The organism is Mumia sp. zg.B53 (assembly GCF_019550935.1).
Taxonomy (GTDB): Bacteria; Actinomycetota; Actinomycetes; order Propionibacteriales; family Nocardioidaceae; genus Mumia.
Window position 1 is genome coordinate 88,763 of record NZ_JAHWCK010000004.1, and the last position, 25,033, is coordinate 113,795.

General features: G+C 69.4%; 31 protein-coding genes. 18 read left to right on the top strand and 13 right to left on the bottom strand.

Annotated features, from left to right (window positions below):
* Positions 1 to 30 precede the first annotated feature (30 nt).
* Genes KV102_RS14640 through KV102_RS14660 form a run of 5 tightly spaced genes read right to left on the bottom strand, consistent with a single transcriptional unit; the run spans position 31 to position 4,913 of the window.
* Positions 31 to 1,122, bottom strand: coding sequence for a phosphotriesterase (locus KV102_RS14640; protein WP_220346718.1), 1,092 nt, complete (start codon positions 1,120 to 1,122; stop codon positions 31 to 33).
* On the bottom strand, positions 1,119 to 2,138 hold the full coding sequence (locus KV102_RS14645; protein ID WP_220346719.1) for a DctP family TRAP transporter solute-binding subunit: 1,020 nt from the start codon (positions 2,136 to 2,138) through the stop codon (positions 1,119 to 1,121). Before KV102_RS14645 ends, KV102_RS14640 begins: the two co-directional genes overlap by 4 nt.
* A complete protein-coding gene (locus tag KV102_RS14650) occupies positions 2,135 to 3,070 on the bottom strand; it encodes a shikimate dehydrogenase (protein WP_220346720.1) in 936 nt (311 codons plus the stop codon). Before KV102_RS14650 ends, KV102_RS14645 begins: the two co-directional genes overlap by 4 nt.
* Positions 3,067 to 4,341 carry a TRAP transporter large permease gene (locus KV102_RS14655; protein WP_220346721.1) on the bottom strand — a complete coding sequence of 425 codons (1,275 nt, stop codon included), beginning with the start codon at positions 4,339 to 4,341 and terminating at the stop codon, positions 3,067 to 3,069. The genes KV102_RS14650 and KV102_RS14655 overlap by 4 nt, the downstream gene beginning before the upstream one ends.
* Positions 4,338 to 4,913: a TRAP transporter small permease gene (locus KV102_RS14660; protein ID WP_220346722.1), complete on the bottom strand. Its 576-nt coding sequence runs from the start codon at positions 4,911 to 4,913 to the stop codon at positions 4,338 to 4,340. Before KV102_RS14660 ends, KV102_RS14655 begins: the two co-directional genes overlap by 4 nt.
* A gap of 77 nt (positions 4,914 to 4,990) precedes the next feature.
* Between KV102_RS14660 and KV102_RS14665 the strand changes: the two genes are divergently transcribed.
* Positions 4,991 to 5,986, top strand: a complete 996-nt coding sequence (locus tag KV102_RS14665; RefSeq protein ID WP_220340968.1) for a LacI family DNA-binding transcriptional regulator — start codon at positions 4,991 to 4,993, stop codon at positions 5,984 to 5,986.
* A 10-nt stretch (positions 5,987 to 5,996) separates the two neighbouring features.
* On the opposite strand, the gene KV102_RS14670 is transcribed toward KV102_RS14665, so the two are convergent.
* On the bottom strand, positions 5,997 to 7,799 hold the full coding sequence (locus tag KV102_RS14670) for a bifunctional sugar phosphate isomerase/epimerase/4-hydroxyphenylpyruvate dioxygenase family protein (protein ID WP_220346723.1): 1,803 nt from the start codon (positions 7,797 to 7,799) through the stop codon (positions 5,997 to 5,999).
* A 45-nt stretch (positions 7,800 to 7,844) separates the two neighbouring features.
* Here KV102_RS14670 and KV102_RS14675 point away from each other — a divergent pair, with 45 nt between their 5' ends.
* The 3 genes from KV102_RS14675 to KV102_RS14685 all read left to right on the top strand — a co-directional run bounded on the left by KV102_RS14675 (position 7,845) and on the right by KV102_RS14685 (position 10,412).
* Complete coding sequence (locus KV102_RS14675; protein ID WP_220346724.1) at positions 7,845 to 8,492, top strand: TetR/AcrR family transcriptional regulator; 648 nt, start codon at positions 7,845 to 7,847, stop codon at positions 8,490 to 8,492.
* Between the two features lie 108 nt (positions 8,493 to 8,600).
* A complete protein-coding gene (locus KV102_RS14680) occupies positions 8,601 to 9,584 on the top strand; it encodes a TIGR03557 family F420-dependent LLM class oxidoreductase (protein WP_308289371.1) in 984 nt (327 codons plus the stop codon).
* Between the two features lie 201 nt (positions 9,585 to 9,785).
* Complete coding sequence (locus tag KV102_RS14685) at positions 9,786 to 10,412, top strand: methyltransferase domain-containing protein (protein WP_220340971.1); 627 nt, start codon at positions 9,786 to 9,788, stop codon at positions 10,410 to 10,412.
* 27 nt (positions 10,413 to 10,439) lie between these two features.
* On the opposite strand, the gene KV102_RS14690 is transcribed toward KV102_RS14685, so the two are convergent.
* Positions 10,440 to 10,868, bottom strand: a complete 429-nt coding sequence (locus tag KV102_RS14690) for an organic hydroperoxide resistance protein (protein WP_220346873.1) — start codon at positions 10,866 to 10,868, stop codon at positions 10,440 to 10,442.
* Entirely contained in the window at positions 10,859 to 11,305 is a 447-nt protein-coding gene (locus tag KV102_RS14695) for a MarR family winged helix-turn-helix transcriptional regulator (protein WP_220346725.1), read from the bottom strand. The genes KV102_RS14690 and KV102_RS14695 overlap by 10 nt, the downstream gene beginning before the upstream one ends.
* A gap of 115 nt (positions 11,306 to 11,420) precedes the next feature.
* Between KV102_RS14695 and KV102_RS14700 the strand changes: the two genes are divergently transcribed.
* The 4 genes from KV102_RS14700 to KV102_RS14715 all read left to right on the top strand — a co-directional run bounded on the left by KV102_RS14700 (position 11,421) and on the right by KV102_RS14715 (position 15,058).
* Entirely contained in the window at positions 11,421 to 13,007 is a 1,587-nt protein-coding gene (locus KV102_RS14700; RefSeq protein WP_220346726.1) for a Na+/H+ antiporter, read from the top strand.
* Positions 13,008 to 13,089: 82 nt separating this feature from the next.
* Positions 13,090 to 13,647, top strand: a complete 558-nt coding sequence (locus tag KV102_RS14705) for a hypothetical protein (protein WP_220340974.1) — start codon at positions 13,090 to 13,092, stop codon at positions 13,645 to 13,647.
* A 234-nt stretch (positions 13,648 to 13,881) separates the two neighbouring features.
* On the top strand, positions 13,882 to 14,472 hold the full coding sequence (locus tag KV102_RS14710; RefSeq protein ID WP_220346727.1) for a dienelactone hydrolase family protein: 591 nt from the start codon (positions 13,882 to 13,884) through the stop codon (positions 14,470 to 14,472).
* Between the two features lie 94 nt (positions 14,473 to 14,566).
* Positions 14,567 to 15,058, top strand: a complete 492-nt coding sequence (locus tag KV102_RS14715) for an FBP domain-containing protein (protein ID WP_220346728.1) — start codon at positions 14,567 to 14,569, stop codon at positions 15,056 to 15,058.
* Here the strand turns inward: KV102_RS14715 and KV102_RS14720 are convergent.
* The gene (locus tag KV102_RS14720; RefSeq protein ID WP_220346729.1) at positions 15,055 to 15,663 is read right to left on the bottom strand and encodes an MBL fold metallo-hydrolase; all 609 of its coding nucleotides are present in this window, start codon (positions 15,661 to 15,663) and stop codon (positions 15,055 to 15,057) included. The genes KV102_RS14715 and KV102_RS14720 overlap by 4 nt on opposite strands.
* Positions 15,663 to 16,775, bottom strand: coding sequence for an S-(hydroxymethyl)mycothiol dehydrogenase (locus KV102_RS14725; RefSeq protein WP_220346730.1), 1,113 nt, complete (start codon positions 16,773 to 16,775; stop codon positions 15,663 to 15,665). The genes KV102_RS14720 and KV102_RS14725 overlap by 1 nt, the downstream gene beginning before the upstream one ends.
* Before the next feature lie 126 nt (positions 16,776 to 16,901).
* Between KV102_RS14725 and KV102_RS14730 the strand changes: the two genes are divergently transcribed.
* From KV102_RS14730 to KV102_RS14745, 4 genes are all read left to right on the top strand, one after another.
* Entirely contained in the window at positions 16,902 to 17,246 is a 345-nt protein-coding gene (locus KV102_RS14730; RefSeq protein ID WP_220340979.1) for a helix-turn-helix transcriptional regulator, read from the top strand.
* Positions 17,243 to 17,707: an SRPBCC domain-containing protein gene (locus tag KV102_RS14735; RefSeq protein WP_220346731.1), complete on the top strand. Its 465-nt coding sequence runs from the start codon at positions 17,243 to 17,245 to the stop codon at positions 17,705 to 17,707. The genes KV102_RS14730 and KV102_RS14735 overlap by 4 nt, the downstream gene beginning before the upstream one ends.
* Positions 17,708 to 17,756: 49 nt before the next feature.
* Complete coding sequence (locus tag KV102_RS14740) at positions 17,757 to 18,509, top strand: DinB family protein (RefSeq protein WP_220346732.1); 753 nt, start codon at positions 17,757 to 17,759, stop codon at positions 18,507 to 18,509.
* Positions 18,510 to 18,579: 70 nt separating this feature from the next.
* On the top strand, positions 18,580 to 19,347 hold the full coding sequence (locus tag KV102_RS14745; RefSeq protein ID WP_220346733.1) for an SDR family NAD(P)-dependent oxidoreductase: 768 nt from the start codon (positions 18,580 to 18,582) through the stop codon (positions 19,345 to 19,347).
* Here KV102_RS14745 and KV102_RS14750 read toward each other — a convergent pair whose 3' ends face one another.
* The 3 genes from KV102_RS14750 to KV102_RS14760 are packed head-to-tail and all read right to left on the bottom strand — an operon-like array spanning position 19,348 to position 21,469.
* Complete coding sequence (locus KV102_RS14750) at positions 19,348 to 19,917, bottom strand: DivIVA domain-containing protein (protein ID WP_220340983.1); 570 nt, start codon at positions 19,915 to 19,917, stop codon at positions 19,348 to 19,350.
* 5 nt (positions 19,918 to 19,922) lie between these two features.
* On the bottom strand, positions 19,923 to 21,074 hold the full coding sequence (locus tag KV102_RS14755) for a globin domain-containing protein (protein WP_220340984.1): 1,152 nt from the start codon (positions 21,072 to 21,074) through the stop codon (positions 19,923 to 19,925).
* 5 nt (positions 21,075 to 21,079) lie between these two features.
* The gene (locus KV102_RS14760) at positions 21,080 to 21,469 is read right to left on the bottom strand and encodes a group 1 truncated hemoglobin (RefSeq protein ID WP_220340985.1); all 390 of its coding nucleotides are present in this window, start codon (positions 21,467 to 21,469) and stop codon (positions 21,080 to 21,082) included.
* Between the two features lie 299 nt (positions 21,470 to 21,768).
* On the opposite strand from KV102_RS14760, the gene KV102_RS14765 reads away from it, so the two are divergent.
* The 6 genes from KV102_RS14765 (at position 21,769) to KV102_RS14790 (ending at position 25,024) form a co-directional block, all read left to right on the top strand.
* Complete coding sequence (locus tag KV102_RS14765; RefSeq protein ID WP_220340986.1) at positions 21,769 to 22,470, top strand: GAF and ANTAR domain-containing protein; 702 nt, start codon at positions 21,769 to 21,771, stop codon at positions 22,468 to 22,470.
* Positions 22,471 to 22,589: 119 nt separating this feature from the next.
* Complete coding sequence (locus KV102_RS14770; RefSeq protein ID WP_220346734.1) at positions 22,590 to 23,066, top strand: hypothetical protein; 477 nt, start codon at positions 22,590 to 22,592, stop codon at positions 23,064 to 23,066.
* Between the two features lie 125 nt (positions 23,067 to 23,191).
* A complete protein-coding gene (locus KV102_RS14775; RefSeq protein WP_220340988.1) occupies positions 23,192 to 23,878 on the top strand; it encodes a GAF and ANTAR domain-containing protein in 687 nt (228 codons plus the stop codon).
* A 93-nt stretch (positions 23,879 to 23,971) separates the two neighbouring features.
* Complete coding sequence (locus tag KV102_RS14780; RefSeq protein WP_301022134.1) at positions 23,972 to 24,307, top strand: DUF427 domain-containing protein; 336 nt, start codon at positions 23,972 to 23,974, stop codon at positions 24,305 to 24,307.
* A gap of 4 nt (positions 24,308 to 24,311) precedes the next feature.
* Positions 24,312 to 24,788, top strand: coding sequence for an SRPBCC family protein (locus tag KV102_RS14785; protein WP_220346736.1), 477 nt, complete (start codon positions 24,312 to 24,314; stop codon positions 24,786 to 24,788).
* Positions 24,789 to 24,841: 53 nt separating this feature from the next.
* Positions 24,842 to 25,024: a CsbD family protein gene (locus KV102_RS14790; RefSeq protein ID WP_308289369.1), complete on the top strand. Its 183-nt coding sequence runs from the start codon at positions 24,842 to 24,844 to the stop codon at positions 25,022 to 25,024.
* The last annotated feature ends 9 nt before the right edge of the window (positions 25,025 to 25,033 follow it).

The following is a 25,033-nucleotide window of genomic DNA, read 5'->3' on the forward strand; positions in this document are numbered from 1 at the left end:
TCCGCAGACCGACGCCTCCGCGCCATGGCGTCACGCTCTGCGCTGGTCGCCTGCGTCCTCACGACCGTGCCTGCCCTCCTCGTCGAGGGCCTGATGCTCCTGCTCGCGTGACCGCCCGTGAGACGGTCGCCTGGCGGGAAGGCGGGGGCCGGTTGCCAGCAGCCGGGCGGGGTTGGTGACGAGGATCTGGTGCAGGTCCTCGTCGCTCGCCCCGCCCGAACGCAGCATCGGGAGGATCCGCCGAGGAAGGTTCTCCATGTGCCAGTTCGGCACGTGCCGCGCTCTCCAGCTCGGCGGTGTCACGCGGCTGAAGAACGCGGCGTCGTGCGAGAGCACGAGACGGTCGGCGTAGCCGCGCTCCAGCAGCGCCAGGACCGTCCGGACACGACGCTCGTCCTCCAGCACGTGCTCCATCCCGAACCGGTCCATCCCGAGGGTGGCGCCCGTGTCGGCAAGCTCGCGGAGGTAGCCGAGGTCCTCGGAGTCCCCGCAGTGGCCGACGATCACCCGTTCCGGAGCGACCCCGTGCCGGGAGAGCAGAGCCAGCTGCTCACGGCCGTTCTGCGACGCGGCGTTGGTGTGGGTGGTGACGGGCACTCCCGTCTGCTGGTGCGCCACTGCGGCGGCGGTGATCACCCGGGTCACGTCCGGCGTCAGCCCCGGGCGGTCGGTCACCACCTTGAGCATGCCCGCCCGGATCCCGGTGCCGGCGACCCCCTCCTCGATGTCGCGCACGAACATCTCGACGAGCGGATCGGGCCCGCCGACGAGCAGGCCGGGACCGTGGGTGTGGAAGAAGGGTGGCAGGGCGTCCGAGGTGTAGTAGCCCGTCGACGCGACCAGGTTCACCGGCGTCCGCGCAGCCACCGCGGCGACCCGTGCCACGTCGCGTCCGAGACCGAGCACGGTGAGATCGACCACCGTCCGTACCCCGAGGTCCCAGAGCCGGTCGAAGCCCGCGACGGCGACCTCGACCGACCTGGCCTCGTCCCACTCGGGGTGGGGGAAGTTCAGGTCCAGCTCCGGGTGACCCACGAAGACGTGCTCGTGGATCAGCGTGACACCGAGGTCCTCCACCGCCACAGGGCCCGCGAACGTCTGAACCTCCCCCTCGCCCGTCATCCAGCCGTGCCCCTGATCGCCTCGTACACGGCGAGCTGCTCGTCGTCGAAGTTGTCGCGGAGGTAGGCGTCGGCCTTCGTACGGAACGCGTCGACGTCCACGTCCTCCACGACCTTGAGCGAACCGCTCTCCTTCCACTCGGCGAGCTTCTTCTGCTCGTCCTCCTCGACGCACCCGGGTACCTGCTCGACCGCGGCGTCGACCGCCGACTGGAGCGCCTCCTGCTGCTCGTCGGACAGCTCGTCCCACCGCTGACCAACGATCACCAGGTTCGAGTTGGCCTGGTGCGACGACATGCTCAGGTAGTCCTGCACCTCGTCCAGGCTGACCGCGTCGATGTTGACGATGGGGTTCTCCTGTCCGTCGACGGTGCCCTGCTGCAGGGCGAGGAACAGCTCCTCGTACGCCACCTCGGTCGCGTTCGCCCCGAGCGCCTTCGCGTTCATCAGGAACTGCGGGGACGCGGGAAAGCGCATGCGCAGACCCTCGAGGTCGTCGGGTGTGCGGATCGGCTCGTTGGCGGTGAACTGACGCATCCCGGCCGACCAGGCGCCGAGCGTGGACACGCCCGTCTCCTCCTTGAAGCCGTCGAGAACGTCCCCGGACGCGTCGCTCTCGAAGAACGTCGCCAGGTGGTCGGCGTCGTCGAAGGCGTAGGCAGCGTCGAGCACCGCGATCGGCTCGTACACCGCCCCGAGTGCTGATGCGCCCTGGATGTCGATGTCGATGTCTCCCGAGACGACCGAGCTGATCCGGTCCGCGTCACCGCCGAGCTCGCTGTTGGGGTGCAGCGCGATCGTGAGGCCGACGTCCGACTTCTCGACCTCGTCGGCGATCACCTGCGCACCGCAACGGTGCTGTGGCTGGTTCTCGGTGTAGCTGTGGGCGAGCGTGAGCTCGACGTCACCGCCGCCCTCGTCCCCGTCTCCACCGCAGGCGGTGAGAGCGAGGACGGGGACGACGGCCCAGACGGCGAGTGCCGTGGTTCGGCGGAGCTTCTCTGCGGACATGGTCATGGGTTCCTTTCTCCGGAGGTCTCCCGAGACGGTGGGACGGGGGTGTCGGCGACCTCGGACGAGACCATCTCGTCGAAGTCGCGGAACATCTGCTCGCGGTGAGCGGGTCTGCCGGTGAGGAGCTCGAAGGTGTCGGCGGCCTGGTTGACCGCCATCCCGGCACCGCTGAGGGTGGGGCAGCCGCGTGCTCGCGCAGTACGGAGCAGCTCGGTCGTGAGGGGGCGGTAGACGATGTCGGCCACCCACAGCCGCGGGGTGAGCAACGTGTCCGGCACGGGCGAGCCGGGGTGGTGGGCCATTCCGACGGGCGTGGCGTTGACGACTCCCGATGTGGTGGTCAACACCGACTCCAACGCGCCGGGATCCGACGTCCGCACGTCGAGACCGCTGCCCGCCGCGGTCAGCGACGCCCGCAGACCGTCGGCGCGAGCAAGGTCCGGGTCGACGACGTGCAGTGTGATGGCGCCGAGGTCCGAGAGGGCATGCGCGACCGCCGTCCCTGCTCCGCCCGCTCCGAGCAGCACCACGTCGGTCAGGTCGGCGTCCGGGAGCCCCTCGCGGAACGCGCGGGTGAACCCGGTGAGGTCGGTGTTGTGGGCGACGGTGCGGCCGTCGCGCACCAGGACGGTGTTGAGGGCGCCGATGCGCTCGACCTCGGGCCCGAGCTCGTCGACCAGTGGCATCATCGTGTGCTTGATCGGATGGGTGACGTTCAGACCGTCGAAGCCGAGCTCGACCGCGGCGTCGAGCAGCTGCCGCAGGTGGTCGGCGCCCACCTGCCGCTCGTCGAGGTCGACCACTTTGTAGACGTAGCGCAGTCCGTGCCGGTCGGCCTCGCGCTCGTGCATCGGTGGTGTCAGCGACGGACCGACCCCTTGGCCAAGAAGCGCGACGAGGACCGACTCGCGGCCATCAGCCGCACGAGACCTCACAGCCCCAACTTCTGAGGGAGGTAGAGGATCGCGTCAGGCCAGAAGATGATGGCGACGCAGAGAAGGAGCAACGGCACCATGAACGGCAGCGCGCCCCAGAAGACCTCCGACATGCGGGCCTTCGCGATCGCCTGGAGGACGAAGATGACCGTGCCCACCGGCGGAGTGAGCAGCCCGATCATCTGCGACAGGATCATCAGGACTCCGAGCGCGATCGGGTCCACGTCGTACACCGCGGCGATCGGGAGAAGGATCGGGACGGCGAGCGTGAGGACGGCGATGGCGTCGAGCGCCGTACCGAGGATGAGCGAGAGCAGCAGGACGAGCAGCAGGAAGACCGTCGGGCTCGAGGTGAGGTCGAGGACCCAGGCCGAGAGGTCCTTCGCGACCCCCTCGCGGGCGAAGATGTAACCGAGCAGGTTGGCCGAGGCGACGATGAGCATGATCGCGCCGCTGGTCAGGACGGCCTCGGTGAGCACCTTCGGCAGGTCCCGCACCGTGAGGGTGCGGTAGGCGAAGCCGAGGGCCGCCATGTAGGCGACGCCGACGGCGGCGGCCTCGGTCGGGGTGAAGACGCCGCCAAGGATGCCGCCGAGGATGATGACCGGCGCGCCGAGCGGAGCGATGACGCGCTTGCCCGTCTCCCACACGCGCGCCCCACTGAACTGCGTGCGCTCGATGTTGGGGTCACGACGAACCCAGAGGAACACGACGACACACAACCCGACGGCCATCAAGAGCGCCGGCACCACCGATGCCGCGAAGAGTGCACCGGTAGAGACTGCGGCGAGCCCGGCGTAGACGACGGCAGGGATGCTCGGCGGCATCACGGGCGCGATCAGCGACGCGGCGCCAGTGACACCCAGCGCGAACTTCCTGGAGTAGCCGGCGCGCAGCATCGCCGGGATCTGGACCTTGCCGAGCGCAGCGGCGTCCGCCACGGCCGATCCGCTCATCCAGGAGAAGCCCACGCTCACCCCGACGCTGACGTAACCGAGGCTGCCGCGGACCCGGCCGAGCAGGGCGAGCGCGAAGTCGAAGAGGCGATCGGCGATCCCTGCGTGGTTGGCCAGGGTCCCGAGCAGGATGAACAGCGGCACCGCCAGAAGCGGGAAGCTTGCCGTGGACTGGGCGACGAGCCGCAGCGCAAGGCCGACCGACAGGTCGTTGGTGAGCAGATAGAGCATCGACGGGCCGATGAACGCGAAGGCGATCGGGACCCGGATCACGAGCAGGAGCGTGATCAGGAGGCCGAGGACCAGCAGGCTCATGCGACCGGTGCCTCCGTCTGCGTCTCGTCCTGGGGGACGCCGACGACGGCGTACTGGACCGCCGCCACCGTGGCACGCACCGTCGTGCTGACGAAGCCGACGAGCGAGACCGCGTACAACCACGACATCGGCATCCGCATCGCGGGGGACTTGAGGATGCCCTGGCTCTCGATCAGCGACCACGCCTCGACGGTGAGGCCGACCCCGACCGCGGCCACGACGAGGCACGAGATGACGCGAACCAGCCGGCGTACGACCTCGTTGCCAACCGCGTCGACCATCTCGATCGCGATGTGCGAGTCGGTCGTGACGAGGACGCCCGCGACGACGAAGGTCAGCCACACGAGACAGAAGCGGGCGAGCTCGCCGGTCCAGGGCCAGCCGTCGACGGGCAGGTAGCGCTGGGCGGCCTGCGCCATGACGAGGAAGAAGATCAGCAGCAGGGCCGCGATGCCGATCGCGAGCTCGATGGCGGTGGCGGCGCGGATCGTTCGGGCGAGCCATCGCGGCGGGGCGTCGAAGAACGCCTTCCCCCGTCCCCAGCCCTGCGGCTGCGGTGTGACTTCGGTCATAGCAGGCGAACTTAGGGAGAACGGCAACCGGATGGCAAGGGGTTGCCATCCGGTTGCCATCCGGCTTGAGTGGGCCGGTGCCCGTACCGACGATCTACGACGTCGCTGCCGTCGCCGGAGTGGCGACCTCGACCGTCTCGCGCGCCTTCTCGACCCCGGGCCGGGTCAACGCGTCCACCCGCGAGCACGTCCTCGCGGTGGCCGCCGAGCTCGGCTATCGGCCAAACCCGCACGCGCGAGCGTTGTTGTCCGGGCGTCACCACACTGTCGCGATGGTCGTCTCCGACATCACCAACCCGCACTACTTCGAGCTGATCCGTGGCGCCGAGCTACGAGCCAAGGCGTCGGAGTACACGCTCGTGCTGGTCAATGCCGAGGAGTCGCCGAGGATCGAGTACGACCAGATCCAGCGCCTGGTCAGCTCGGTCGACGGCTTCGTCCTCGCCGCGAGCCGGCTTCCCGACGAGAACCTCGAGCAGATCGCGGCCCAGCGCCCGGTAGTGCTCATGAACCGCGAGCTCACCGGGCTCCCCAGTGTCGTGCTCGATCACGTGCAAGGGTGCCGTCAGATCGTGGAGCACCTGGTCTCGCTCGGGCACCGGCGTCTGGTCTACCTCGCCGGTCCCCGCAACTCGTGGATGGCATCGATGCGCTGGTCGGCTCTGCGGACGGCAGCCGACGACCTCGGCGTCGACGCCCAGCGCGTCGGGCCGTTCACGCCGAAGGTGACACAGGGTGGCGCCGCGGCCGACAGCGCTCTGACCACCGGCGCGAGCGCGGTCGTCGCGCACAACGACCTCCTGGCGATCGGCGTCGTCCAGCGCTTGGCGCAGCGCGGAGTGCGCGTCCCCGAGGAGGTGAGCGTGGTCGGGTTCGACGACATCTTCGCCTCCGACCTCTGCACCCCGAGCCTGACCACGCTGGGCGGCCCGCACGTCGAGGTCGGACGCGCCGCGGTGGAGCTCCTGCTCGACCGGACGAGCCCCAGCGGCTCGAGGCGCACACCGCCTCGCTTGGTGGTGCCGGCCGGGCTGGTGCTGCGCGGCTCGACGGGTCCCGTCGCTCCGCGGTGAGGCGACGCGCTCAGGTGCCGGGGTGCTGGGCCGTAGCGCGCTGTGCGGCGAGCCGGACCGGCGCGTCGGCCGCGGCGCCGTAGCCGTCGTACGCGCCGCGGCGCTCGACGAACTCGAAGAACAGGTCGCCGAGGGTCCGTGTGTAGAAGTGCACGAACCCGCCGTCGGGGTCCTCGTCGTACAGCAGGTCGTGCTCTCGCAGCTGCGCGACGAACGCGTCGTCGAGAGCGAAGCGGGCGCGGAGGTCGTCGTAGTAGTTGTCCGGCACCGGGAGGAACGACAGCCCTCGCCGGCGGGCGGCGCGGGCGAGACCGACGACGTCGGTGGAGGAGAACGCCACGTGCTGCGTACGCTGCTCCTCTGCCTGCGGCTCGACGTTCAGCGGGAGCCGCACACAGCCGTCGGGCGTGCGCATGACCTGGCTCCGGACCAGCCCCCGCGGGCTCGCCACCTCGCGTGCCGGCTCGGCCTCCAGACCCAGCACACTCTGGTAGAACAGCACGGCCTCGTCGAAGTCCTGCCAGCGCTGGGTGATGTTGACGTGGTCGATCGAGCGAGCCACGTCGTCGTTCTCGGGATCGCCGTAGGTGAACTCCGCGAGCCAGCGGGGGTCCGGCCCGTTGTCGTTGAAGAGGATCTGCATGCCGTCGGGCGTCGCCGTCGCCGGCAGGTCCTGCTCGCCGGCGTGGGTCTGGCGGAATATCGGCGGAGCGGCCAGCTCGCGCGCGCGTGCCAGCGCCGCGTCGGCGTCGGCGACCTCAAGACCGAAGGCGGCCAGGTGGGCGGGTCGGTCGTTGTCGCGCTGCTCGTTGAGGATCACCCGGGCGCGACCGGAGGACCAGAGCCGCACCGGCTTCGTCCTGTGCCGTCCGCGGAAGGTGAAGCCGAGCTGCTCGAGCACCAGGTCTACCTCGTCCAGGCCCGAGCCGCGCAGCTCGACGAAGTCGAAGGCCTGCGGGGGAGAGACGGAGGTCAGGGGGCGCAGCGGCTCCGGGGCGTCCAGGCGCCGGACCTGATCCTCGAGCCACACCAGCGAGCGGTGCGCGTGCGCAGCCGTACGGCGGACGTCGGTCTGGCGGAAGACGTCGTTGAACACCTCGAGAGACAACGGCCCTGTGTATCCCGCGGCGAGGACGTGACCGAGGAAGCCGCTGAGGTCGAAGCTGCCCTCACCCGGGAACAGCCGGTGGTGGCGGCTCCACGACAGGACGTCCATGTCGAGGGCTGGAGCATCGGCGAGCTGCAGGAAGAAGATCTTGTCGCCGGGGATCTTCTCGATGTCGCTGGGGTCGTGGCCGCGCGACAGGATGTGGAAGGAGTCGAGGCACACGCCGACGTTCGGGTGGTCGGCGCGTTCGACGATTCGCCAGGCCCGCCGGTAGTCGTCGACGTACTTTCCCCAGGCCAGTGCCTCGAAGGCGACGCGCACCCCGTATGCCGCGGCGAGGTCGCCGAGCGCGCGCAGCTGCTCGGCCGACACCTCGTCCGAGTCGATCGTCGCGGTGGCGACGTTGCTGCACACGAGCATGAGGTCCATGCCGAGGCGGTTCATCAGCCGGAACTTGCTCTCCGCGCGCCGGAGGTTGTCGGCGAACACCACCTCGTCGACGCCTTCGACGTCACGGAACGGCTGGTAGAGGTCGAGTGAGAGCCCGAGCCGGTCTGCGAGCGTCCTGATCTCCTCCGGCGACTCGTACGCCGTGACGAGGTCTGGCTCGAATATCTCGACCCCGTCGAACCCGGCCTCGGCGCAGGCGTGGAGCTTGGGGACGAGGCTTCCGCTGATGCAGACGGTGGCGATCGAGGTGCGCACCGTCAGAACGTACCAGTTCGTACATAGCCTGGCGAGGGTAAGTTGATGGCCGTGAACGACACCGTCCCGAGACAACGCGACCCCGAGCGTACGAAGGCCGAGATCCTCGAGGTGGCCACCCGGACGTTCGCCGAGGACGGTTATTCGGGGGCGCGCGTCGACGACATCGCGGAGCGCACCCGCACGACGAAGCGGATGATCTACTACTACTTCGGCGGCAAGCAGCAGCTCTATCTCGCCGTCCTCGAGCATGCGTACCGCGGCATCCGCGACGCGGAGGAGCACCTCGAGGTCGGAGACCTGGGGCCCGTGGACGCGATCCGTCGTCTTGCCGAGCTGACGTACGACCACCACGTGGAGCACCAGGACTTCATGCGCCTGGTCGCGATCGAGAACATCCACCGCGGTGACGGGATCCGTCGGCTCGAGGTGCTGCGCGACCTGGGCAAGCCGGCGATGGAGGTACTCGAGACGATCCTCTCGCGCGGTATGGCGGACGGGAGCTTCCGTGAGGACGTCGACGCCCTCGACGTCCATCTCCTCATCAGCGCCTACTGCGTGTTCCAGGTCGCGAACCAGTACACGTTCGGCTACCTCTTCGACGTCGACCTCCTGGCCGACAGCACCCGACCGAGGCTGCGTTCGATGATCGGGGACGTCGTCGTCGCGTGGCTCTCGGCGCCGGCGCGCTGAGGGGCGGCGTCGGGCCGGCGTGGTTTTGACCCCCACCGCCTCGGGTACCGGCGTCTTCACGGCGGCGCGCTGCCTCGAGGCGCCTCATCGGACCACCAGGAGGATCTCGTGCAGTTCGGCTACACCTTGATGACGGAGCAGTCCGGACCGAAGGCACTGGTCGACTACGCGGTGAGGGCGGAGAGGGTCGGCTTCGACTTCGAGGTGGCCAGCGACCACTACTTCCCGTGGCTCGACACGCAGGGGCACGCCTCGTACGCGTGGAGCATGCTCGGGGCGGTCGCCCACGCGACGGAGTGGGTCGGGCTCATGACGTACGTGACCTGCCCAACCGTCCGCTACCACCCCGCGGTGGTCGCGCAGAAGGCCGCGACCCTGGGCCTGCTCTCCGACGGGCGCTTCACGCTCGGCCTCGGTGCCGGAGAGAACCTGAACGAGCACGTGGTCGGCGAACGCTGGCCCGCGACGCGCGAACGTCACGCCATGCTGTACGAGGCGGTCGAGATCATCACGGAACTGTTCAGCGGTGAGCTGGTCGACTACGACGGGCAGCACTTCCAGGTCGACTCCGCCCGCGTGTGGGATCTTCCCTCCGACCCCGTGGAGATCGGTGTGGCCGTGTCGGGGTCGAAGTCGATCGAGCAGTTCGCTCCGGTGGCCGACCACCTGATCTCCACCGAGCCCAAGAGCGAGATCATCGAGCAGTGGAACGGAGCGCGCTCGGGAACGCCGTTGCCGGACTCGCGGAAGATCGGCCAGATCCCGATCTCCTGGGACACCGACCGCGACGCCGCGATCGAGCGGGCTCACGAGCAGTTCCGGTGGTTCGGTCTGGGCTGGCCGGTCAACGCGAACCTCCCGACGACTCAGGCGTTCGAGTCGGCGAGCGCGTTCGTGACACCGGACGACGTGGCGGCGTCGATCCCGTGCGGGCCGGACCTGGATGCCGTGGTCGAGGCGGTGTCGGCGTACTGGGAGGCCGGCTTCACCGACGTCGCGCTGGTGCAGATCGGTGACGAGAAGCAGGAGGAGTTCCTCCACTCGGCCGCTGGCGAGCTGCTGGACAAGTTGCGTGCTGCGGCGCCCTCCTGACCGGACGGCCACCGGCATCCCTGTGCGGGACGTCGGGTCATCCCGTGACGTCGGGTCGAGCCGCGCTCACCGGAGTCGCCGAGGTCGGCAGCGTCTGGATTGGCGCGGCAGCAGAGGCGGCGGCGTCCAAGAGCGTGCCGCGAGCCGTTGTCTCGGGCAGGGCCGATCGGTGGGGCGGGATCGGCTCACGGAGAATGAGGCGTGACCCCACGACGTGTTGAGACGACTCCGTTCGGCCACCTGACGATCGCCTTCGACGACTCGGTCCTGCGTCCGCGCCCCTGGACCGCACGTCAGTCCGAGCTCGCGGTCGAGCTCGCCTCACGGTCCCCGGAGGGCTCTGTGCTGGAGATCTTCTCCGGCGCCGGGCAGATCGGTCTGCTCGCGGCATCGATGATGGAGCGCCACCTCGTCCAGGTCGACCTGAGTGAGCGCGCCTGCGCCTTCGCCCGGTCGAACGCGGACGCCGCGGGGGCTCGCGTCGACATCCGGTGCGGCTCCCCGGAGGCGGTCCTCGACGAGGACGAGCGGTTCGCCGTGGTGATCGCGGACCCGCCGTGGGTCCCGACCGACGAGATCGGCGAGTTCCCGGAGGACCCGCCCCTGGCGATCGACGGCGGGGTCGACGGACTCGGTCTCGCGCGGCACAGCATCGCGCTGATCGGGCACCACCTCCTGGACGGCGGCCACGCCGTGGTCCAGGTGGGTCCGGGCGCCCAGGCCGAGTCGCTCGTCGACGCTGCGGCGAGCGACGCGGGCCTCGAGTGCGTCGCCGTCGAACGGTTCGACCGCGGCGTGCTCGTCGGGCTCCGGAAGAACCTCGGCTGAGCGACGCACTCGAGGACGTGCGGTCGGTCAGTCGTCGCTGACCACGAGCGTGACGTCGATGTTGCCGCGGGTGGCGTTGGAGTACGGGCAGACCTGGTGGGCCTTCTCCGTGAGCACCTCGGCGGTTGCGGCGTCCATGTGGGGGAGCGTGATCTCGAGCTCCACGGCCAGGCCGAAACCACCGTCTCCGTTGGAGCCGAGCGACACCCGGGCACCGACTGCGGAGTCCGAGATGTCGGCCTTCTCCTGGCGTGCCACCTGACGGAGGGCGGAGTGGAAGCATGCGGCGTACCCGACGGCGAAGAGCTGCTCGGGGTTGGTTCCCTCGCCGCTCCCTCCCATCTCTGCGGGGATGGCGAGCTCGACGTCGAGCCGGCCGTCGGAGCTGCTGGCGTGGCCGTCGCGTCCGTCGCCGGTGGACAGGGCCTCTGCGGTGTAGAGCGTCTTCACTCGGATTCCTTCCGTCGTGATGCATTGAGGGCCTCGCTGAGACGGCGGACCGCCTCGCGCAGGTCCGCGGTCTCGTGTGCGGTCATGCCGGTCGCCGAGAACGCCTGTCTCGGAACGCCGCTCGCCTGGCGTTCGAGGTCGGAGCCCGCCGGAGTGAGGACCACCTCGACGACCCGCTCGTCGCTCGTCGAGCGCTGGCGGCGGAGGTATCCGTGCGCCTCCAGTCGCTTCAGCAGCGGCGAGAGCGTCCCCGAGTCGAGCTGCAGCCGCTCGCCCAGCCCACCCACCGTGGCCCGGCCCTCTTCCCAGAGAGCCATCATCACGAGGTACTGCGGATAGGTGAGTCCGAGCCCCTTCAGCAGCGGTCGGTACGTCGCCGTCATCGCGCGCGACGCCGAATAGAGCGCGAAGCAGAGCTGCTCGTCGAGGGTCGGCATGGCCATGCCTCATGTCTAGCGCGACATTGAGTTGTGCACAACTGACTGGCAGGAGTGCCTGCCCAGCAGGCGGGACGTGAGATGACGCGCGCACGCGAGCCGAGCCTGACATCGTGGGGCGATGGGCGATTTCGAGATCCTCATCCTCGGTCTGCTCGTCGCCGTCGCGGGTCTGGGAGCGCTCGCGAACCGGATCTCCGTGCCGTACCCGATCGTGCTCGTGGTCGGGGGTGCCCTCGTCGGGTTCGTGCCCGGCCTGCCGGAGGTGCGCCTCGACCCCGAGGTCGTGCTGGTGATCTTCCTGCCGCCGCTGCTGTACAAGTCCGCGATCTACGCCAACTTCGGTGACTTCCGCGCCAACATGCGCGCGCTCACGTTCAGCACCGTCGCCCTCGTCCTCGTGACGATGTGTGCGGTGGCCTGGGTGGCGCACGCGGTGGTCCCCGACCTGCCCTGGAGCGCCGCCTTCGTCCTCGGCGCCATCGTGTCGCCCACCGATCCCGTGGCCGCGGCCACGATCATGCGTCGGCTCTCGGCGCCGCGACGCCTGGTCAGCGCTGTCGAGGGCGAAGGGCTCTTCAACGACGCCACGGCTCTCGTCGCGTACCGGGTCGCCGTCGCGGCGGTCGTGGTCGGCACGTTCTCCCTGGGGCAGGCCGGTGCGGAGTTTGTGCTCGGTGCCCTCGGTGGAGTGCTCATCGGGCTCGCGATCGGGTGGGTCGCCACCCAGATCCGTGCCCGGATCTCCGATGCGCAGGTGAGCGTGACGATCTCCCTGCTGACCGGCTACGCGGCCTTCGTCCCGGCCGATGCCCTCGGCGCCTCGGGTGTGCTGGCGACGGTCACCGCAGGTCTCTACATGGGCATCCGTGCACCGGGCATCCTCCCCGAGTCGAGGACGAGGCTCCAGGGGTTCTTCGTGTGGGACCTGCTCGACTTCCTCGTCAACGCGCTGCTGTTCGTACTCATCGGCCTGCAGCTCCCGACGGTGGTGGAATCGCTGGGGGACTACTCCGCCGCGGCCCTGACCGGCTATGCACTCGCCGTGGCGGGCGCAGTCGTCGGCGTACGGCTCGTGTGGTTCTTCACCGTGCCCTACCTGATCCGGGTGGTGGACCGCCGGCCGTCCCAACGTGCCCGACGGGTGGGCCCACGCCTCCGTCTGGTGCTGGCATGGAGCGGCATGCGCGGAGCCGTCTCCTTGGCGGTGGCGCTCGCGATCCCGCTGACCACCGACACCGGCGACGCCTTCCCGAGCCGTGACCTCATCGTGTTCCTCACGTTCACCGTCATCCTGGTGATGCTCGTCGTGCAGGGCCTGACGCTACCCACGCTGATCCGCCGCCTCGGCATCACCTCGGCGGGGGAGGGGGAGGCGGAGGAGGTCCGAGGCCGTCTTGCGGCGGCGAGGGCGGCGCTGGCCGAGATGGACCGTCTCGAGGACCAGGACTGGACCCGCCCCGACTCGGTGGAACGGATGCGAGCGATGTACCGCTACCGCGAGGCCCGCTTCGCCGCCCGAGCGGGAAGGCGGGAGGACGAGGGGTACGAGGACCGGTCGCAGTCCTATCAGCGGATGGTTCGAGCCGTCCTGGACGCTCAGCGCCTCGCGCTGCTGCGCCTCCGAGGGGACGGAGAGATCTCGAACGAGGTCGCGAACCGCATCCTGCAGGACCTCGATCTGGAAGATTCTCGCCTGGAGATCTGATCCTTGGCATCCGTACGCCGCTGTCGGGCGAAGTACTAGTGAAGGGCCGGGTGACCGGCACACTCGACAGAGAGGCAGACTCATGAAGAGGAACCGGTTGGTCGGAGCGCTCGTCGCTCTCCTGACAGGCTTCGGGCTCGTCGCCGTGGCAACAGCGCCCGCCGAGGCCCAGACCCGGCCGCGGACCGGCTACACCCAGGTGGTCGTCGCGCCGGAGGTCTACTCCTTGATCGCCGGAGCGGGGATCACGCCGGCGCCGATCGAGGGCGCCAAGGCTGCTCCGTTCAGGGACACGCTCTCGGCGTCCTTCCCCATCACCGGCTACACCCTCGGCAAGCTGCGGATCAGGCACAGCGGCGGCCTCAGCCTCACTGCCGGGTCGTCGACCATCGCGCTGAAGAACTTCAACATCGACCTCGGTCGCCTGCGCGTGAGCGCTGAGGTCTCGGGGACCATCGGCAACGTCGGCCGCGCCGACCTGTTCACCATCGGATTCTCCAACCGTCTTCGGTACGGAGCTGTCCGTCTGCGGCTGACGGCGACGGCCGCAGGTGCACTGAACTCGACGTTCGGTGTCGACGCGTTCAGCGCCGGCGACACCTTCGGGTACGCCACGCCCAAGCCGTTCTCGCGGTTCTGATCTCCGCGGACCGGCGGGAGGGCATAGCACCCGGGGATCTCCCGCCGGTCCACGGTCAGCTCGTCGCCCGCTGCGCACGCAGCGGGCGAACGTGGGTACCGGACGGCCTGACCACCACGAGCTCGACACCGCCCGGCGTCTCGTGCCCTTCCTCGTCCGAGAGGGGCCGTTGACCGGCCCCTCTCGCCGCCCTAGAGTCGTCGGCGCCGACATCCGCGGCGAGAGGAGCACATCGTGACCGACGTCGTCCTGTTCCACCACGTGCAGGGACTGACCGACGGGGTGCGAGCCTTCGCCGACCAGCTCGCCGAAGGCGGGCGCACCGTGCACACCCCCGACCTGTTCGACGGGGAGACGCCCGCGAGTCTCGAGGAGGGGATGGCGTTCGCCCAGTCGATCGACGACGACGTCGTCCGGGAGCGGGTCGATGCGGCCTTGAGCGGCCTGCCACCCGAGCTCGTCTTCGCCGGCATCTCCTTCGGCATCATGGAGGCTCAGCGCCTCGCGCAGACCCGGCCCGGTGCTCGGGGAGCTCTGCTGTACGAGGGGTGCCTCCCCATCACGGGGGAGTGGGCGTTCGGACCCTGGCCCGACGGGGTGCCGGTGCAGATCCACGGCAAGGACGACGACGCGATCTTCGCGCACGAGGGCGACGTGGAGGCCGCGCGCGGGATCGTCGACACCGTCGGGCCTGACCTCGCCGAGCTGTTCCTCTATCCCGGCAACACGCACCTCTTCCTCGACAGCACCCTGCCCACCTACGACGCCGAGGCGACCGCGCTCGCCGTACGACGCTCGCGTGCGCTGCTCGACCGTGTGGGTTGAGCCGGAGACGGAGCCGACGAAACGGGTTTGATCTGACGGCCGGGCCGACGCACGATCGTGTGTGGTCCCCCGCCCCCAGCCGTGAGAGTCCGTCATGCATCCCGTCACCGAGTCCGAGATCCGCTCATCGTTCGTGAACGCCTCGCGTCGAGAGGCGACCCAGGCGCCTGTGCCTCCGTCCCTCGACGAGGTGGACTGGGACTCCCGCGACTTCCTCGGCTGGGTCGATCCCAAGGCGCCACGGCGCGCCTACGCCGTCGTCCCCACCGCCGAGGGTCTCGTCGGCCTGCTGCTCCGGACGGCCCAGACGACCGGGCATCGGCCGGCCATCTGCACGTGGTGCGAGGACGTCAAGGCGACCGAGGACGTCGTGCTCTACGTCGCCAAGCGGTCGGGGTCGTCGGGTCGCAACGGCAACACCGTCGGCACGCTCGTCCATGCCGACCTCTCCTGCTCCGGGCACGCGAGGCGTCGGCCGACCCGCGCCGAGGGAGCCGGCGACCCGGACGCGTTCGTCGCTCGCCGGGTCGCCGGTCTCCGCGAGCGCACAGTCCGCTTCGCCGAGCGGGTGCGCGACGCGACCTAGTCGGTCATCCCTGCCTTCTCGGCGGCGATCGTCGTGTCGTCGCCGTGGCCGGTGTGCACGACGGTGTCCTCCGGGAGGGTGAACAACGTGGATCGGATCGACTCGCGGATGACGTCGGCGTCGGAGTACGACCGTCCGGTCGCGCCGGGGCCGCCCTGGAAGAGCGTGTCGCCGGTGAAGACGCAGCCGATGTCCTCGGCGTAGAGGCAGACCGCACCCGGCGCGTGTCCCGGCGTGTGCAGGACGCGCAGCTCGGTCCCGCCGACCGTGATCGTGTCGCCGTCGGCGAGATCGACGTCCCACGTGGTGTCGGGGTGGGTGAGCTCCCAGAGCGGCCGGTCGGCCGGGTGCAGCATGATCGGGGCCCCCACCCGCTCGCGGAGGGCGGGGGCCACCCGGACGTGGTCGTCGTGAGCGTGGGTGCACACGATCGCGGTCACCATCCGGTCACCGACGACGGCGAGGACGTCCTCCACGGAGTGGGGGGCGTCGATCACCACGCACTCCCGATCGTCCCCGACCACCCAGATGTTGTTGTCGACCTCGAAGGTCTCCCCGTCCAGGCTGAAGGTGCCGGACGCGACGGCGTGGTCCACGCGGGCCATCAGAGGATCACCACCGAGCGGAGCACGTCGCCGTCGTGCATGCGGGCGAAGGCGGCCTCGACGTCGCCGATCCCGATCTCCTCGGTGACGAACGCGTCGAGGTCGAGCCGGCCCTGCCGATAGAGGTCGACCAGCATCGGGAAGTCGCGCGACGGCAGGCAGTCGCCGTACCAGCTCGACTTCAGCGCGCCGCCGCGACTGAACATCTCCACCAGCGGGATGTCAGGAAGCGTCATGTCGGGCGTCGGCACGCCCACCAGGACGACGGTGCCGGCGAGGTCGCGAGCGTAGAACGCCTGCTTCCACGTCTCGGGACGACCGACGGCCTCGATCACGAGGTCGGCTCCCTCGGCACCCTCGTACACCTCGCCGACGATCTCGCGGATCGCCTCGACCGGGTCGGTCGTCGAGGAGTCCACGGTGTGGGTCGCGCCGAGCCTGCGGGCAGCCTCCAGCTTCTTGGCGTCGATGTCGACGGCGATGACGGGCGATGCGCCGGCGAGCGCCGCACCGGCGATCGCTGCGACGCCGACACCGCCGCACCCGATGACGGCCACCGAGCGGCCCCGCGTGGCACCTCCGGTGTTGATGGCGGCACCGATGCCGGCCATCACCCCACATCCCAGGAGGCCCACGGCGGCAGGACGAGCCGACGGGTCGACCTTGGTGCACTGGCCGGCGGCGACGAGGGTCTTCTCCGCGAACGCGCCGATGCCGAGCGCGGGGGTCAGCTCCGTGCCCGCGTCGGGGCCCTCGGCAAGTGTCATCTTCTGGGTGGCGTTGTGCGTGTCGAAGCAGTACTGGAGGTCGCCGCGCTTGCACGCACGGCACTCGCCGCAGACGGCCCGCCAGTTGAGGACCACGAAGTCTCCGGGGGCCACGCTCGTCACGTCAGGTCCGACCGCCTCGACGACGCCGGCCGCCTCGTGGCCCAGCAGGAAGGGGAACTCGTCGTTGATCCCGCCCTCCCGGTAGTGGAGGTCGGTGTGACAGACGCCGCAGGCCTGGACGGCGACCACCGCCTCGCCGGGTCCGGGGTCGGGGACGTTGATCGTCGTCACCTCGACCGGCTCGCCCTTGGCGCGTGCGACCACTGCCTTCACCTGCTGCATGTCTCTTCCTTCGCTTGCCGAACCATCCCCTCTCGAAGATCTCATGCGGGTCCACGCCGTACCGAGCGAGGTGGCGCGCCGGCCCGGGCTTGACATGTGACCATTTGGTCACATAACGTCGAGGGCGTGAGAGACGACGACATCGACGAGGTGGTGTTCCGGGCCCTGGCCGACGGCACGCGTCGGCGCCTGCTGGACCTGCTCTTCGCGCGGGACGGGCGCACGCTGACGGAGCTGGAGGAAGAGTTCGAGATGACCCGGTTCGGTGTGATGAAGCATCTCAAGGTGCTCGTGGAGGCCGGCCTGGTCGTCACGCGCAAGGAGGGACGCTCCACCCTGCACTTCCTCAACCCGGTGCCGATCCGGTTGGTCCACGACCGCTGGATCGACAAGTTCACCGAGCAACGGGTCGCCGCTCTCTCAGACCTCAAGGCCAGGCTCGAAGACAACCGTTCGCAGGAGGGCACATGAGCACCATCGGCAACACGCAGGACGCGCAGGCGACGACCGTGCAGGTCTATCAGATCCTCGTCAAGACGACCCCCGAGAAGCTCTGGGAGGCGCTCGTCTCGCCCCAGTTCACCGCGCAGTACTTCTACGGCGCCCGCATCTCCGCGACGCCGGAGGGCTACGAGGCCTACGGCTCCGACGGTTCGTCGTGGGGTGACACCGAGCTGATGGTGTTCGATCCGCCACGACGTCTCGTCCACGGCTGGACGTCGGCGTACGACCCGGAGCTCGCGTCGGAGCCGCTCAGTCGCGTCACGTGGGAGATCGAGCCACGAGACTCCGGAGTGTGCCTGCTGACGGTGGTCCACGACCAGCTGGAGCAGTCGCCGGGCACCGCGAGGAGTGTGGCCGGGGTCGGTTGGATGACCGTCCTGTCCGGGCTCAAGACGCTGCTCGAGACGGGGGAGCCCCTCCAGTCGTAGCCCGCATCGCGCCTTGTGGAACGGAAGACCGTTGCGCAAGACTTGCTCGGTGGCTGCTGAGTACGAGAAGAGCGACCAGTTCCGTGGCGCCCGGATCTCCGAGTCCGACCTCTCCGGTCTGGAGGTCCGCGACTGCGCGGTCGATGGGCTGAAGATCGTCGACTGCTACGGGGAGGACGTCTATGTCGGCGGTCAGTTCACACGCATCGTCGTCAACGACGTCGACGTCGCCGCGTACGTCCAGGGCGAGCTCGACGAGCGGCAGCCCGAGCGGGTCCTCGCCCGGGGCGCCGTCACTCCGGCCGACTACCAGGCCGCCTGGGACGCCATCGAGGCGATGTGGGCTGTGACGGTCGATCGCGCCAGGCTGATGCCGCAGTCGGCGTTGCACGAGCGCGTCGATGGTGAGTGGTCGTTCGTCGAGACTCAGCGCCACCTGCTGTTCGCCACGGATGCCTGGCTCGGCAACGCCGTGCTCGAGCAGGAGGCGCCGTACCATCCGCTGGGGCTTCCTTCCAGCGGGATGCCGGCCGATGTCGCACCCGCGCTGGGGCTGACGCTCGACGCCACGCCGTCGCTCGACCAGGTGCTCGCTGCGCGGTCCGAGCGCATGACTTCGGTGCGGCGCCTCGTCGACGGGCTGACCGAGGCCGAGCTGGACCGGGTCTGCCGGCGCAAGCCCGCGGACCCGTACCCCGACCACGAGTACGTTGTGCGGCGCTGCCTCGGAGTGGTGCTCGGCGAAGAGGTCGAGCACCACCGCTACGCGGTGCGCGACCTCGACACCCTCGCCCGCTCCTGATCACCGCTCCACGAACGTCTCCACGTCCGCGACGGTTGCCCTTCTGACCACGACCCGACAGGGTTCCGTCATGACCCATGCGATCGTGACAGGTGCGGCAAGCGACATCGGGCAGGCCATCGCCCGGACCCTGGTGGCCGAAGGCGCGCACGTCGTGCTGGCCGACCGTGACCTCGACACGGTCCAGGCGGTCGCTGATGACCTCGACGGCGCGGAGGCCGTCGGTCTGGACCTGCGGTCCGCCGACGAGGTCCGCCAGGTCGCCTCCGACCTGGTCCGGCGCCTCGGGCCTCCTGACCGCCTCGTCAACGGAGCGGCTACCTGCAGCGGGGAGCCCTTCGAGACCATCGACGAGGCGACCTGGTCACAGGACCTCGACGTCGTCCTCGGAGGGACGTTCCGACTCTGCCAGGCACTGCTCCCGGCGATGCGCGAGGCTGGTCGTGGCTCGGTCGTCAACATCGCCTCGGTGAACGGGCACGCCTATTTCGGCACCGACATCTACAGCGCAGCCAAGGCCGGGGTGCTCAACCTCACCCGCACCCTCGCCGTCCAGTACGGGCCGCACGGTGTCCGCGTCAACTCGGTGTCACCCGGGACGGTCATCAACGCCGCACGCCGCAGGCAGCTGGCGGCCGATCCCCACGCGCTCGACGAGGCCACCGGCTGGTACCCGCTGCAGCGGGTGGGCGTGCCGCAGGACGTCGCGGACGCGGTGGCCTTCCTCCTCTCCGACCGTGCGAGCTGGATCACCGGCACCGACCTGCGGGTCGACGGTGGACTGCTTGCCGGCATGCGCGGGCTCGCCGACGCCCTCGGCTCCGGCGAGCCCGGATAGTCACGGTCCGACCGGTGGCTCGAGACGCTTCTGCGTCGTCTCGAGCTTCGGCATCTCGCCCAGCGCGTCGACCTGCTCGGTCAGCGCGTCGAGCACGGACCGGAGCTGGATCTGCGCGACCTTCGCGAACGTGCGGACGTACTCGATCTCGGGGATCGGGTGGTCGTAACGGGTGCCCTCGGTCGTCTGTGCCAGCGGCTCGACCTTGCGGACGGCCTCGGTCGCGGCGTCGTGCGCGTCTCGGACGATGTCGCGCTGCTGCGCCCGTGCCGACATCATGAGGTCGCGCGCGTGCGTGACCGCCTCGTCGATGAGGCTGTCGGCGACCTTCTGGGCCTCGGCGAACATGATGACGGCCTGGGCGCTGATCGGCTCGCTGTGCTTCTCCTCCTCCTTGGTGCGGAGGTCGGCGCGCAGCCTCGCGTTGTCCTCCTCGAGGCGCTGGACGGCCATGGCGAGCTGGCTCAGGTAGTCACCGACCTCTTGCTCGTCGAGCCCGCGCCGACGGACCGTGAAGGTGGCTTGACGGATCTCTGACGAGATTCTGCTGGTGTCCGTGGGGGTCGTCATGGCTGTTACCCGTCCTTTGCCGTGTCGCGCGGTCGGTAGCCGCCTTCGCCGAAGTCCTCGTAACGGATGTCGCTGGGCGGGATCCCCGCGGAGACGAGCTGAGGGACGGTGTTCTCGACCATCCCGCGTGACCCGCAGACGAACGCCCGGTAGCCTCGCCAGCCGCCGCGCGCCGCCGCGACGTGGCCCACGGTGCCACGCTGGCCCCGGTAGGTCGTGTCGTCGGAGACGGCTGCGTCGTAGGAGAACCACGGACGCTTCGTCATCTCGCGCATCGCCTCGTCGTCGTAGAGGTTCCACGGCATGCGCGCACCGTGGAACAGGTGGACCTTCGGGCCACGTCCCGTCTGGCGCCAGTAGGCGTCGACCTCTTCGATGACCGCCTTCATCGGGGCGAGGCCTGTGCCTCCGGCGACCAGGAGGAGGTCTCGCGTCGGATCCTCCAGCGTCAGAGCGACACCGACGGCAGCACTCATCCGGACGGTGTCACCACGCTGCAGGTCCTTGACGATGGCGCTGCTGACCTGCCCGCCGTCGACGATCTGCACGTGCAGATCGATGGAGCTGTCGTCGCGCGGCGCGTTCGCCGGGCTGTAGTAACGCCACAGACGAGGACGCTGGGGAACCTCGACGGCGATCGACTGACCAGGCCGGTACGGGAGACGCTGGTCGAGCCGGAGCCGGACGACCGCGACGTCGAGCGTGCGTCGCTCCACGTCGACGACCTCCGCGTCCCACCACGAAGGCGTGGTCTTGGCCGACTCCTCGGCTCCTTGGACCATCGTCTTGGCGATCACGCCGTACGCCGCGGCCCAGTCCGCCGCCAGCTCGTCCGTCCACTGCTCGCCGAGGAAGTGCTTGAGGGTCGCGAGGAGGGAGCCGCCGACGGCGTTGTACTGGTCAGGGGAGACCCGGAAGCGACGGTGGTCGCTCCCGAGCTGTCCGAGCACGGGCACGACGTTCTCGAGGCTGTCGACGTTGCTGACGACGGTGCCGAGCGCCGTCACGAGCTTGTCCCGCTGCGCGGACATCGAGACGGGGAACATCGACCGGACGTCGGGGTGGGACAGGAAGAGGTGCGAGTAGAAGAAGAGCGGGACGTCGTCGCCGTGCTTGGCGACGTACGCCCAGCTCTCCTTGAGTGCTGCTGGATCCACGCCGGTCAGCTCTCCTGACTGACGATGTCCGGCTCGACCGCGACGAGCGTGCCGCCGAGCGTCGCGATGATGTCGTCGGGGACGCCTGCCTCGGTGAGGGCCGCGACCAGATGCTTCGTCACGAGCGCGTACGCCTCGTGGGTGATGTTGAGGCCGACGTGCGCGTCCCGCAGCTCACGGCCGGTGTACTCGACCGGTCCACCGAGAAGGTGGGAGATCAGGTGCACTTGGTGCTGCTTCAGCGTGGGGAGGTCGGTGTTGGCGAAGTAGGGAGCCAGCTGCGGGTCGGCGATGACGAGCTCGTAGAAACGATCGACCACCACGCGGACAGCACTTCCACCGCCAACGCGCGCGTAGGGCGTCTCCTCGTTCAGAGCTGTGTCGACGTCGGTCATGCGAAGCTCCCTTCTGCACGGCCGACTCCGATTGCGGCACGCGCGTTCGGCCGCCTGTATAGCAGTCATTTCATCGCGCGGTAAAGCCGCTGTTCATGGCGAAGTACGACGCGGGCACCGTCGCAACGCGCTGGCCTGCGGTGATGGCGGCTCCCGCGGGATGAGGCGGCCGGCGGGTATGGGTCCGGTCACACGTGCGTGCGTCCTGGCGTCTCTGCTCCACAACGGTCCGGACACAGATTCCGATGTCGCCAGACCACGGTCTACCGGGGCGATGACAGCACGGAGTAATCTGAGTCGTGCTCTCCAACACCCCCTCGGGCGCTCTCGGCGACCTGGCTATGGCGGCGCGCGACATCGACGCGGCCGAGACCGTCGACTCCGTCGCTCAGCAGTCGGTCGAGTTCGTCGCGACCTACATCGGCGGCTGTGCGGCCGCAAGCATCACCTTCGCCGGCCGAGAGTCCTTCGAGAGTCTCGCCGAGAGCGACTCGTTGGCTCTGCGGGCCGACCAGCTCCAGGCCGAGCTCGGCGAGGGTCCGTCGCTCGATGCCGTGGTCGAGACCCCGACGGTCTACGCGGCCGACCTGGCACACGACCCCCGGTGGCCGCTGTGGGCCGGCAGCGTCGTGCACGACCTCGGTGTCCGCAGCATCGTCAGCTATCGCCTCTTCACCAGCGACGAGACGATCGGAGCGCTCAACCTCTACGGCAAAGAGGTCGACGCCTTCGACGACGAGGCGAGGGAGCTGGGCTATCTCGCCGCCACCCAGATCGCGGTCGTGATCTCGTCGACCCGCAAGGAGCAGAGCTTCCGGTCGGCGCTGGCGACCCGAGTCGCCATCGGGCAGGCGCAGGGAATGCTGATGGAACGCTTCGGCCTCTCGGCCGACCAGGCGTTCAACGTCCTGCGCCGTGCGTCGACGAGCCACGACGTCCCGCTGCGCGAGATCGCTGACGAGCTCATCAGGACGCGCGAGCTTCCCGCCGACGTCGAGTAGTCGCCGTACGGACGTACGGCGGTCGGTGCGTGCCATCCCAGAAACAATTCGTACACATGTGTCCGAGTTGGTGTTACCTTGATCTCGTACACATGCGTACGAGTTGAGGGGGGATCCTCATGACGTCCCAGCATCACGGTGGCGCGTCCGTCACCGCCGAAGCCGAGCGCCCGCTCTCGTGGTGGCGGCGTCCGGCCTGGACGTTCACCCGTCACTACCTGGAGATGATCGTGGCCATGCTTGTCGGCATGGCGGCCCTCTACCCCCTGTGGAGCGTCCTGGCCGGGTCGACCGCCGTCTCCGCGTGGGCCTCGCGCCCCGACGTCGACGCGACGGCGATGGCGACGGCGATGAGCATCACGATGGTGGCGTGGATGCGGTTCCATCGCGCCCGCCTCCAGCTCGTCGTGGAGATGACCCTCGCCATGTACGCCGGGTTCTGGGTGCTGTTCCCGCTGCTGTGGGCCGGTGTGCTCGCCGAGATGGGTCTGATGATGCTGGGGCACGTGCTGATGCCCCTCTTCATGCTGGTCGCGATGCTGCTGCGACGAAGCGAGTACGCCTACGGCCACATGCACGCGGCCGACCCTGCCTGACCCAGCGCCAGCCTCCGGAGCCGCGTGCCGATGACGACGCGCCGCGGCGAAGGTGATAGAAAATATGTGCTGCTTAGACTGCCAGGCAGATCCCGGGGACAAGTCTGTTCAGGAGCGGCTGCGGTATGGAAGATGCGCGCCTCGACCATCAAGAGCTGGTCGAGATCGTCGAGGAGCTGCATGCCGCTGATTCCCTCGAGGAGACGGCCGAGCAGGTCATCGCGTACCTCTGCGAGACACTCGAGATGGATGCGGCGGGTGTGACGCTGTTGCGCGGCAACAGCCGCCTCGAGACGGTGGCCGCCACCAGCGACCTGGTCGTGGAGGTCGACGAGATCCAGGAGAAGTGCCAGGAAGGCCCGTGGCTCAGCTCCGACTGGGACCAGACCCTCCGTGTCGGCGACCTGGGTCAAGAGACGCGGTGGCGCGACTGGACCTCCGGCCTGTCCGAGCGCGGTTTCAAGAGTCTGCTCGCCGTCGGGCTCCCGATCCAGGGACGCCGGATCGGTGTGGTCTCGCTCTACTCCTGCGTTCCTCGGTTCTTCGACGAGGACGACAGCGCGCTGGCGCACCTCTTCGCCCGGCACGCAGCGGTAGCCCTCGTCCGGGCCGACCGTGAGGCTCACCTGCAGCTCGCGCTCGACTCCCGCAAGCTGATCGGTCAGGCACAGGGGATCCTGATGGAGCGGTTCGGTCTCGACGAGCCGCGGGCGTTCGAGGTCCTCAAGCGCTACTCGCAGCACCACAACCTCCGGTTGCGCAGGGTCGCGGAGATGCTGGTGCAGACGCGCGCCCTCCCTCCGATGGTCTGACCGGGGCTCGACCGGAATACGCCGGTCGTACTGGCGGTTGGCGCTGAGATGAGCCGCAGACGCCGTCTTCCCGATGCTCTTCATCCGATCTCCGTGGAACCGACACCCTCAAGGGTCCGGGTCCTGGTCGGTGACACCGTCGTCGCCGATACGACCGCCGCTCTGACGCTGCGGGAGTCGACCTACCCGCCGGTCGTCTACGTTCCTCGGTCCGACCTCGACGCGTCGGTGGTGTCTCCGACCGACACGTCCACCTACTGCCCGTTCAAGGGAACGGCGAGCTATGTCTCGATCACCACTCCCGAAGGCATCGTCGAGGATGCCGGGTGGACGTACCCCGGGCCTTATGACGCCGTCGCGAGCATCCGCGGGCACGTGGCGTTCTATCCCGACCGGGTCACGGTCGAGGTCGAGCACACGGCCGGCTGAGACCATGGGACGCACCGACTCGGCCTCTCGCACTGTCGCGGCACCGCCGCAGCGGGTCTACGACGCGTTGACCGATCCCGAGGCGCGCGTCGCGTGGCTCCCGCCCGACGGCATGACCGCCCGAATCGACCGGTACGACCTCCGGCCGGGCGGGTCCTACCGGATGGTGCTGACCTACGAGGACGTCACCACCGTCACCGGCAAGGCGACCGCCGACTCTGACGTCGTCGAGGCCCGCTTCGTCGAGCTCGTGCCGGGTGCGCGAGTCGTCGAGGCCGTGGAGTTCCCGTCGGACGATCCCGCGTACGCCGGGACGATGACGATGACCTGGACGGTCGCGCGGGCGGGGAGCGGGACGCGCGTCGAGGTTCGTGCCGACGACGTGCCGTCGGGCATCTCCGCCGCCGACCACCGCGCCGGGCTGGCCTCGTCCTTGGCGAACCTGGCCGCGTACGCGGAGGGGACCTCGCGCGATGTGTGAGACCGCCTCCCACGGGGCACCATGGGAGGACCGAGCAGGATCAACCGAAGGGGATGACCTCGATGGGTCTCGACGACAAGCTGAAGAACACCGGTGAGGACGCCAAGGGCAAGGCCAAGGAGGCCGCCGGCAAGGCGCGGGGCGATGAGTCCCAGGAGGCCGAGGGCAAGACCGACCAGAGCAAGAGCGACCTGAAGCAGGCCGGCGAGAACGTCAAGGACGCCTTCAAGAAGTAGCCCGCCGGT

Bases quoted from the DNA above. Each gene is read 5' to 3' on its own strand.
- KV102_RS14655 (WP_220346721.1), bottom strand. From the start codon at position 4,341: ATGAGCCTGCTGGTCCTCGGCCTCCTGATCACGCTCCTGCTCGTGATC.
- KV102_RS14785 (WP_220346736.1), top strand. From the start codon at position 24,312: ATGGGACGCACCGACTCGGCCTCTCGCACTGTCGCGGCACCGCCGCAG.
- KV102_RS14775 (WP_220340988.1), top strand. From the start codon at position 23,192: ATGGAAGATGCGCGCCTCGACCATCAAGAGCTGGTCGAGATCGTCGAG.
- KV102_RS14705 (WP_220340974.1), top strand. From the start codon at position 13,090: ATGAAGAGGAACCGGTTGGTCGGAGCGCTCGTCGCTCTCCTGACAGGC.
- KV102_RS14715 (WP_220346728.1), top strand. From the start codon at position 14,567: ATGCATCCCGTCACCGAGTCCGAGATCCGCTCATCGTTCGTGAACGCC.
- KV102_RS14660 (WP_220346722.1), bottom strand. From the start codon at position 4,913: ATGACCGAAGTCACACCGCAGCCGCAGGGCTGGGGACGGGGGAAGGCG.
- KV102_RS14735 (WP_220346731.1), top strand. From the start codon at position 17,243: ATGAGCACCATCGGCAACACGCAGGACGCGCAGGCGACGACCGTGCAG.
- KV102_RS14725 (WP_220346730.1), bottom strand. From the start codon at position 16,775: ATGCAGCAGGTGAAGGCAGTGGTCGCACGCGCCAAGGGCGAGCCGGTC.
- KV102_RS14675 (WP_220346724.1), top strand. From the start codon at position 7,845: ATGGCCGTGAACGACACCGTCCCGAGACAACGCGACCCCGAGCGTACG.
- KV102_RS14720 (WP_220346729.1), bottom strand. From the start codon at position 15,663: ATGGCCCGCGTGGACCACGCCGTCGCGTCCGGCACCTTCAGCCTGGAC.
- KV102_RS14640 (WP_220346718.1), bottom strand. From the start codon at position 1,122: ATGACGGGCGAGGGGGAGGTTCAGACGTTCGCGGGCCCTGTGGCGGTG.
- KV102_RS14790 (WP_308289369.1), top strand. From the start codon at position 24,842: ATGACCTCGATGGGTCTCGACGACAAGCTGAAGAACACCGGTGAGGAC.
- KV102_RS14695 (WP_220346725.1), bottom strand. From the start codon at position 11,305: ATGGCCATGCCGACCCTCGACGAGCAGCTCTGCTTCGCGCTCTATTCG.
- KV102_RS14760 (WP_220340985.1), bottom strand. From the start codon at position 21,469: ATGACCGACGTCGACACAGCTCTGAACGAGGAGACGCCCTACGCGCGC.
- KV102_RS14770 (WP_220346734.1), top strand. From the start codon at position 22,590: ATGACGTCCCAGCATCACGGTGGCGCGTCCGTCACCGCCGAAGCCGAG.
- KV102_RS14745 (WP_220346733.1), top strand. From the start codon at position 18,580: ATGACCCATGCGATCGTGACAGGTGCGGCAAGCGACATCGGGCAGGCC.
- KV102_RS14700 (WP_220346726.1), top strand. From the start codon at position 11,421: ATGGGCGATTTCGAGATCCTCATCCTCGGTCTGCTCGTCGCCGTCGCG.
- KV102_RS14750 (WP_220340983.1), bottom strand. From the start codon at position 19,917: ATGACGACCCCCACGGACACCAGCAGAATCTCGTCAGAGATCCGTCAA.
- KV102_RS14645 (WP_220346719.1), bottom strand. From the start codon at position 2,138: ATGACCATGTCCGCAGAGAAGCTCCGCCGAACCACGGCACTCGCCGTC.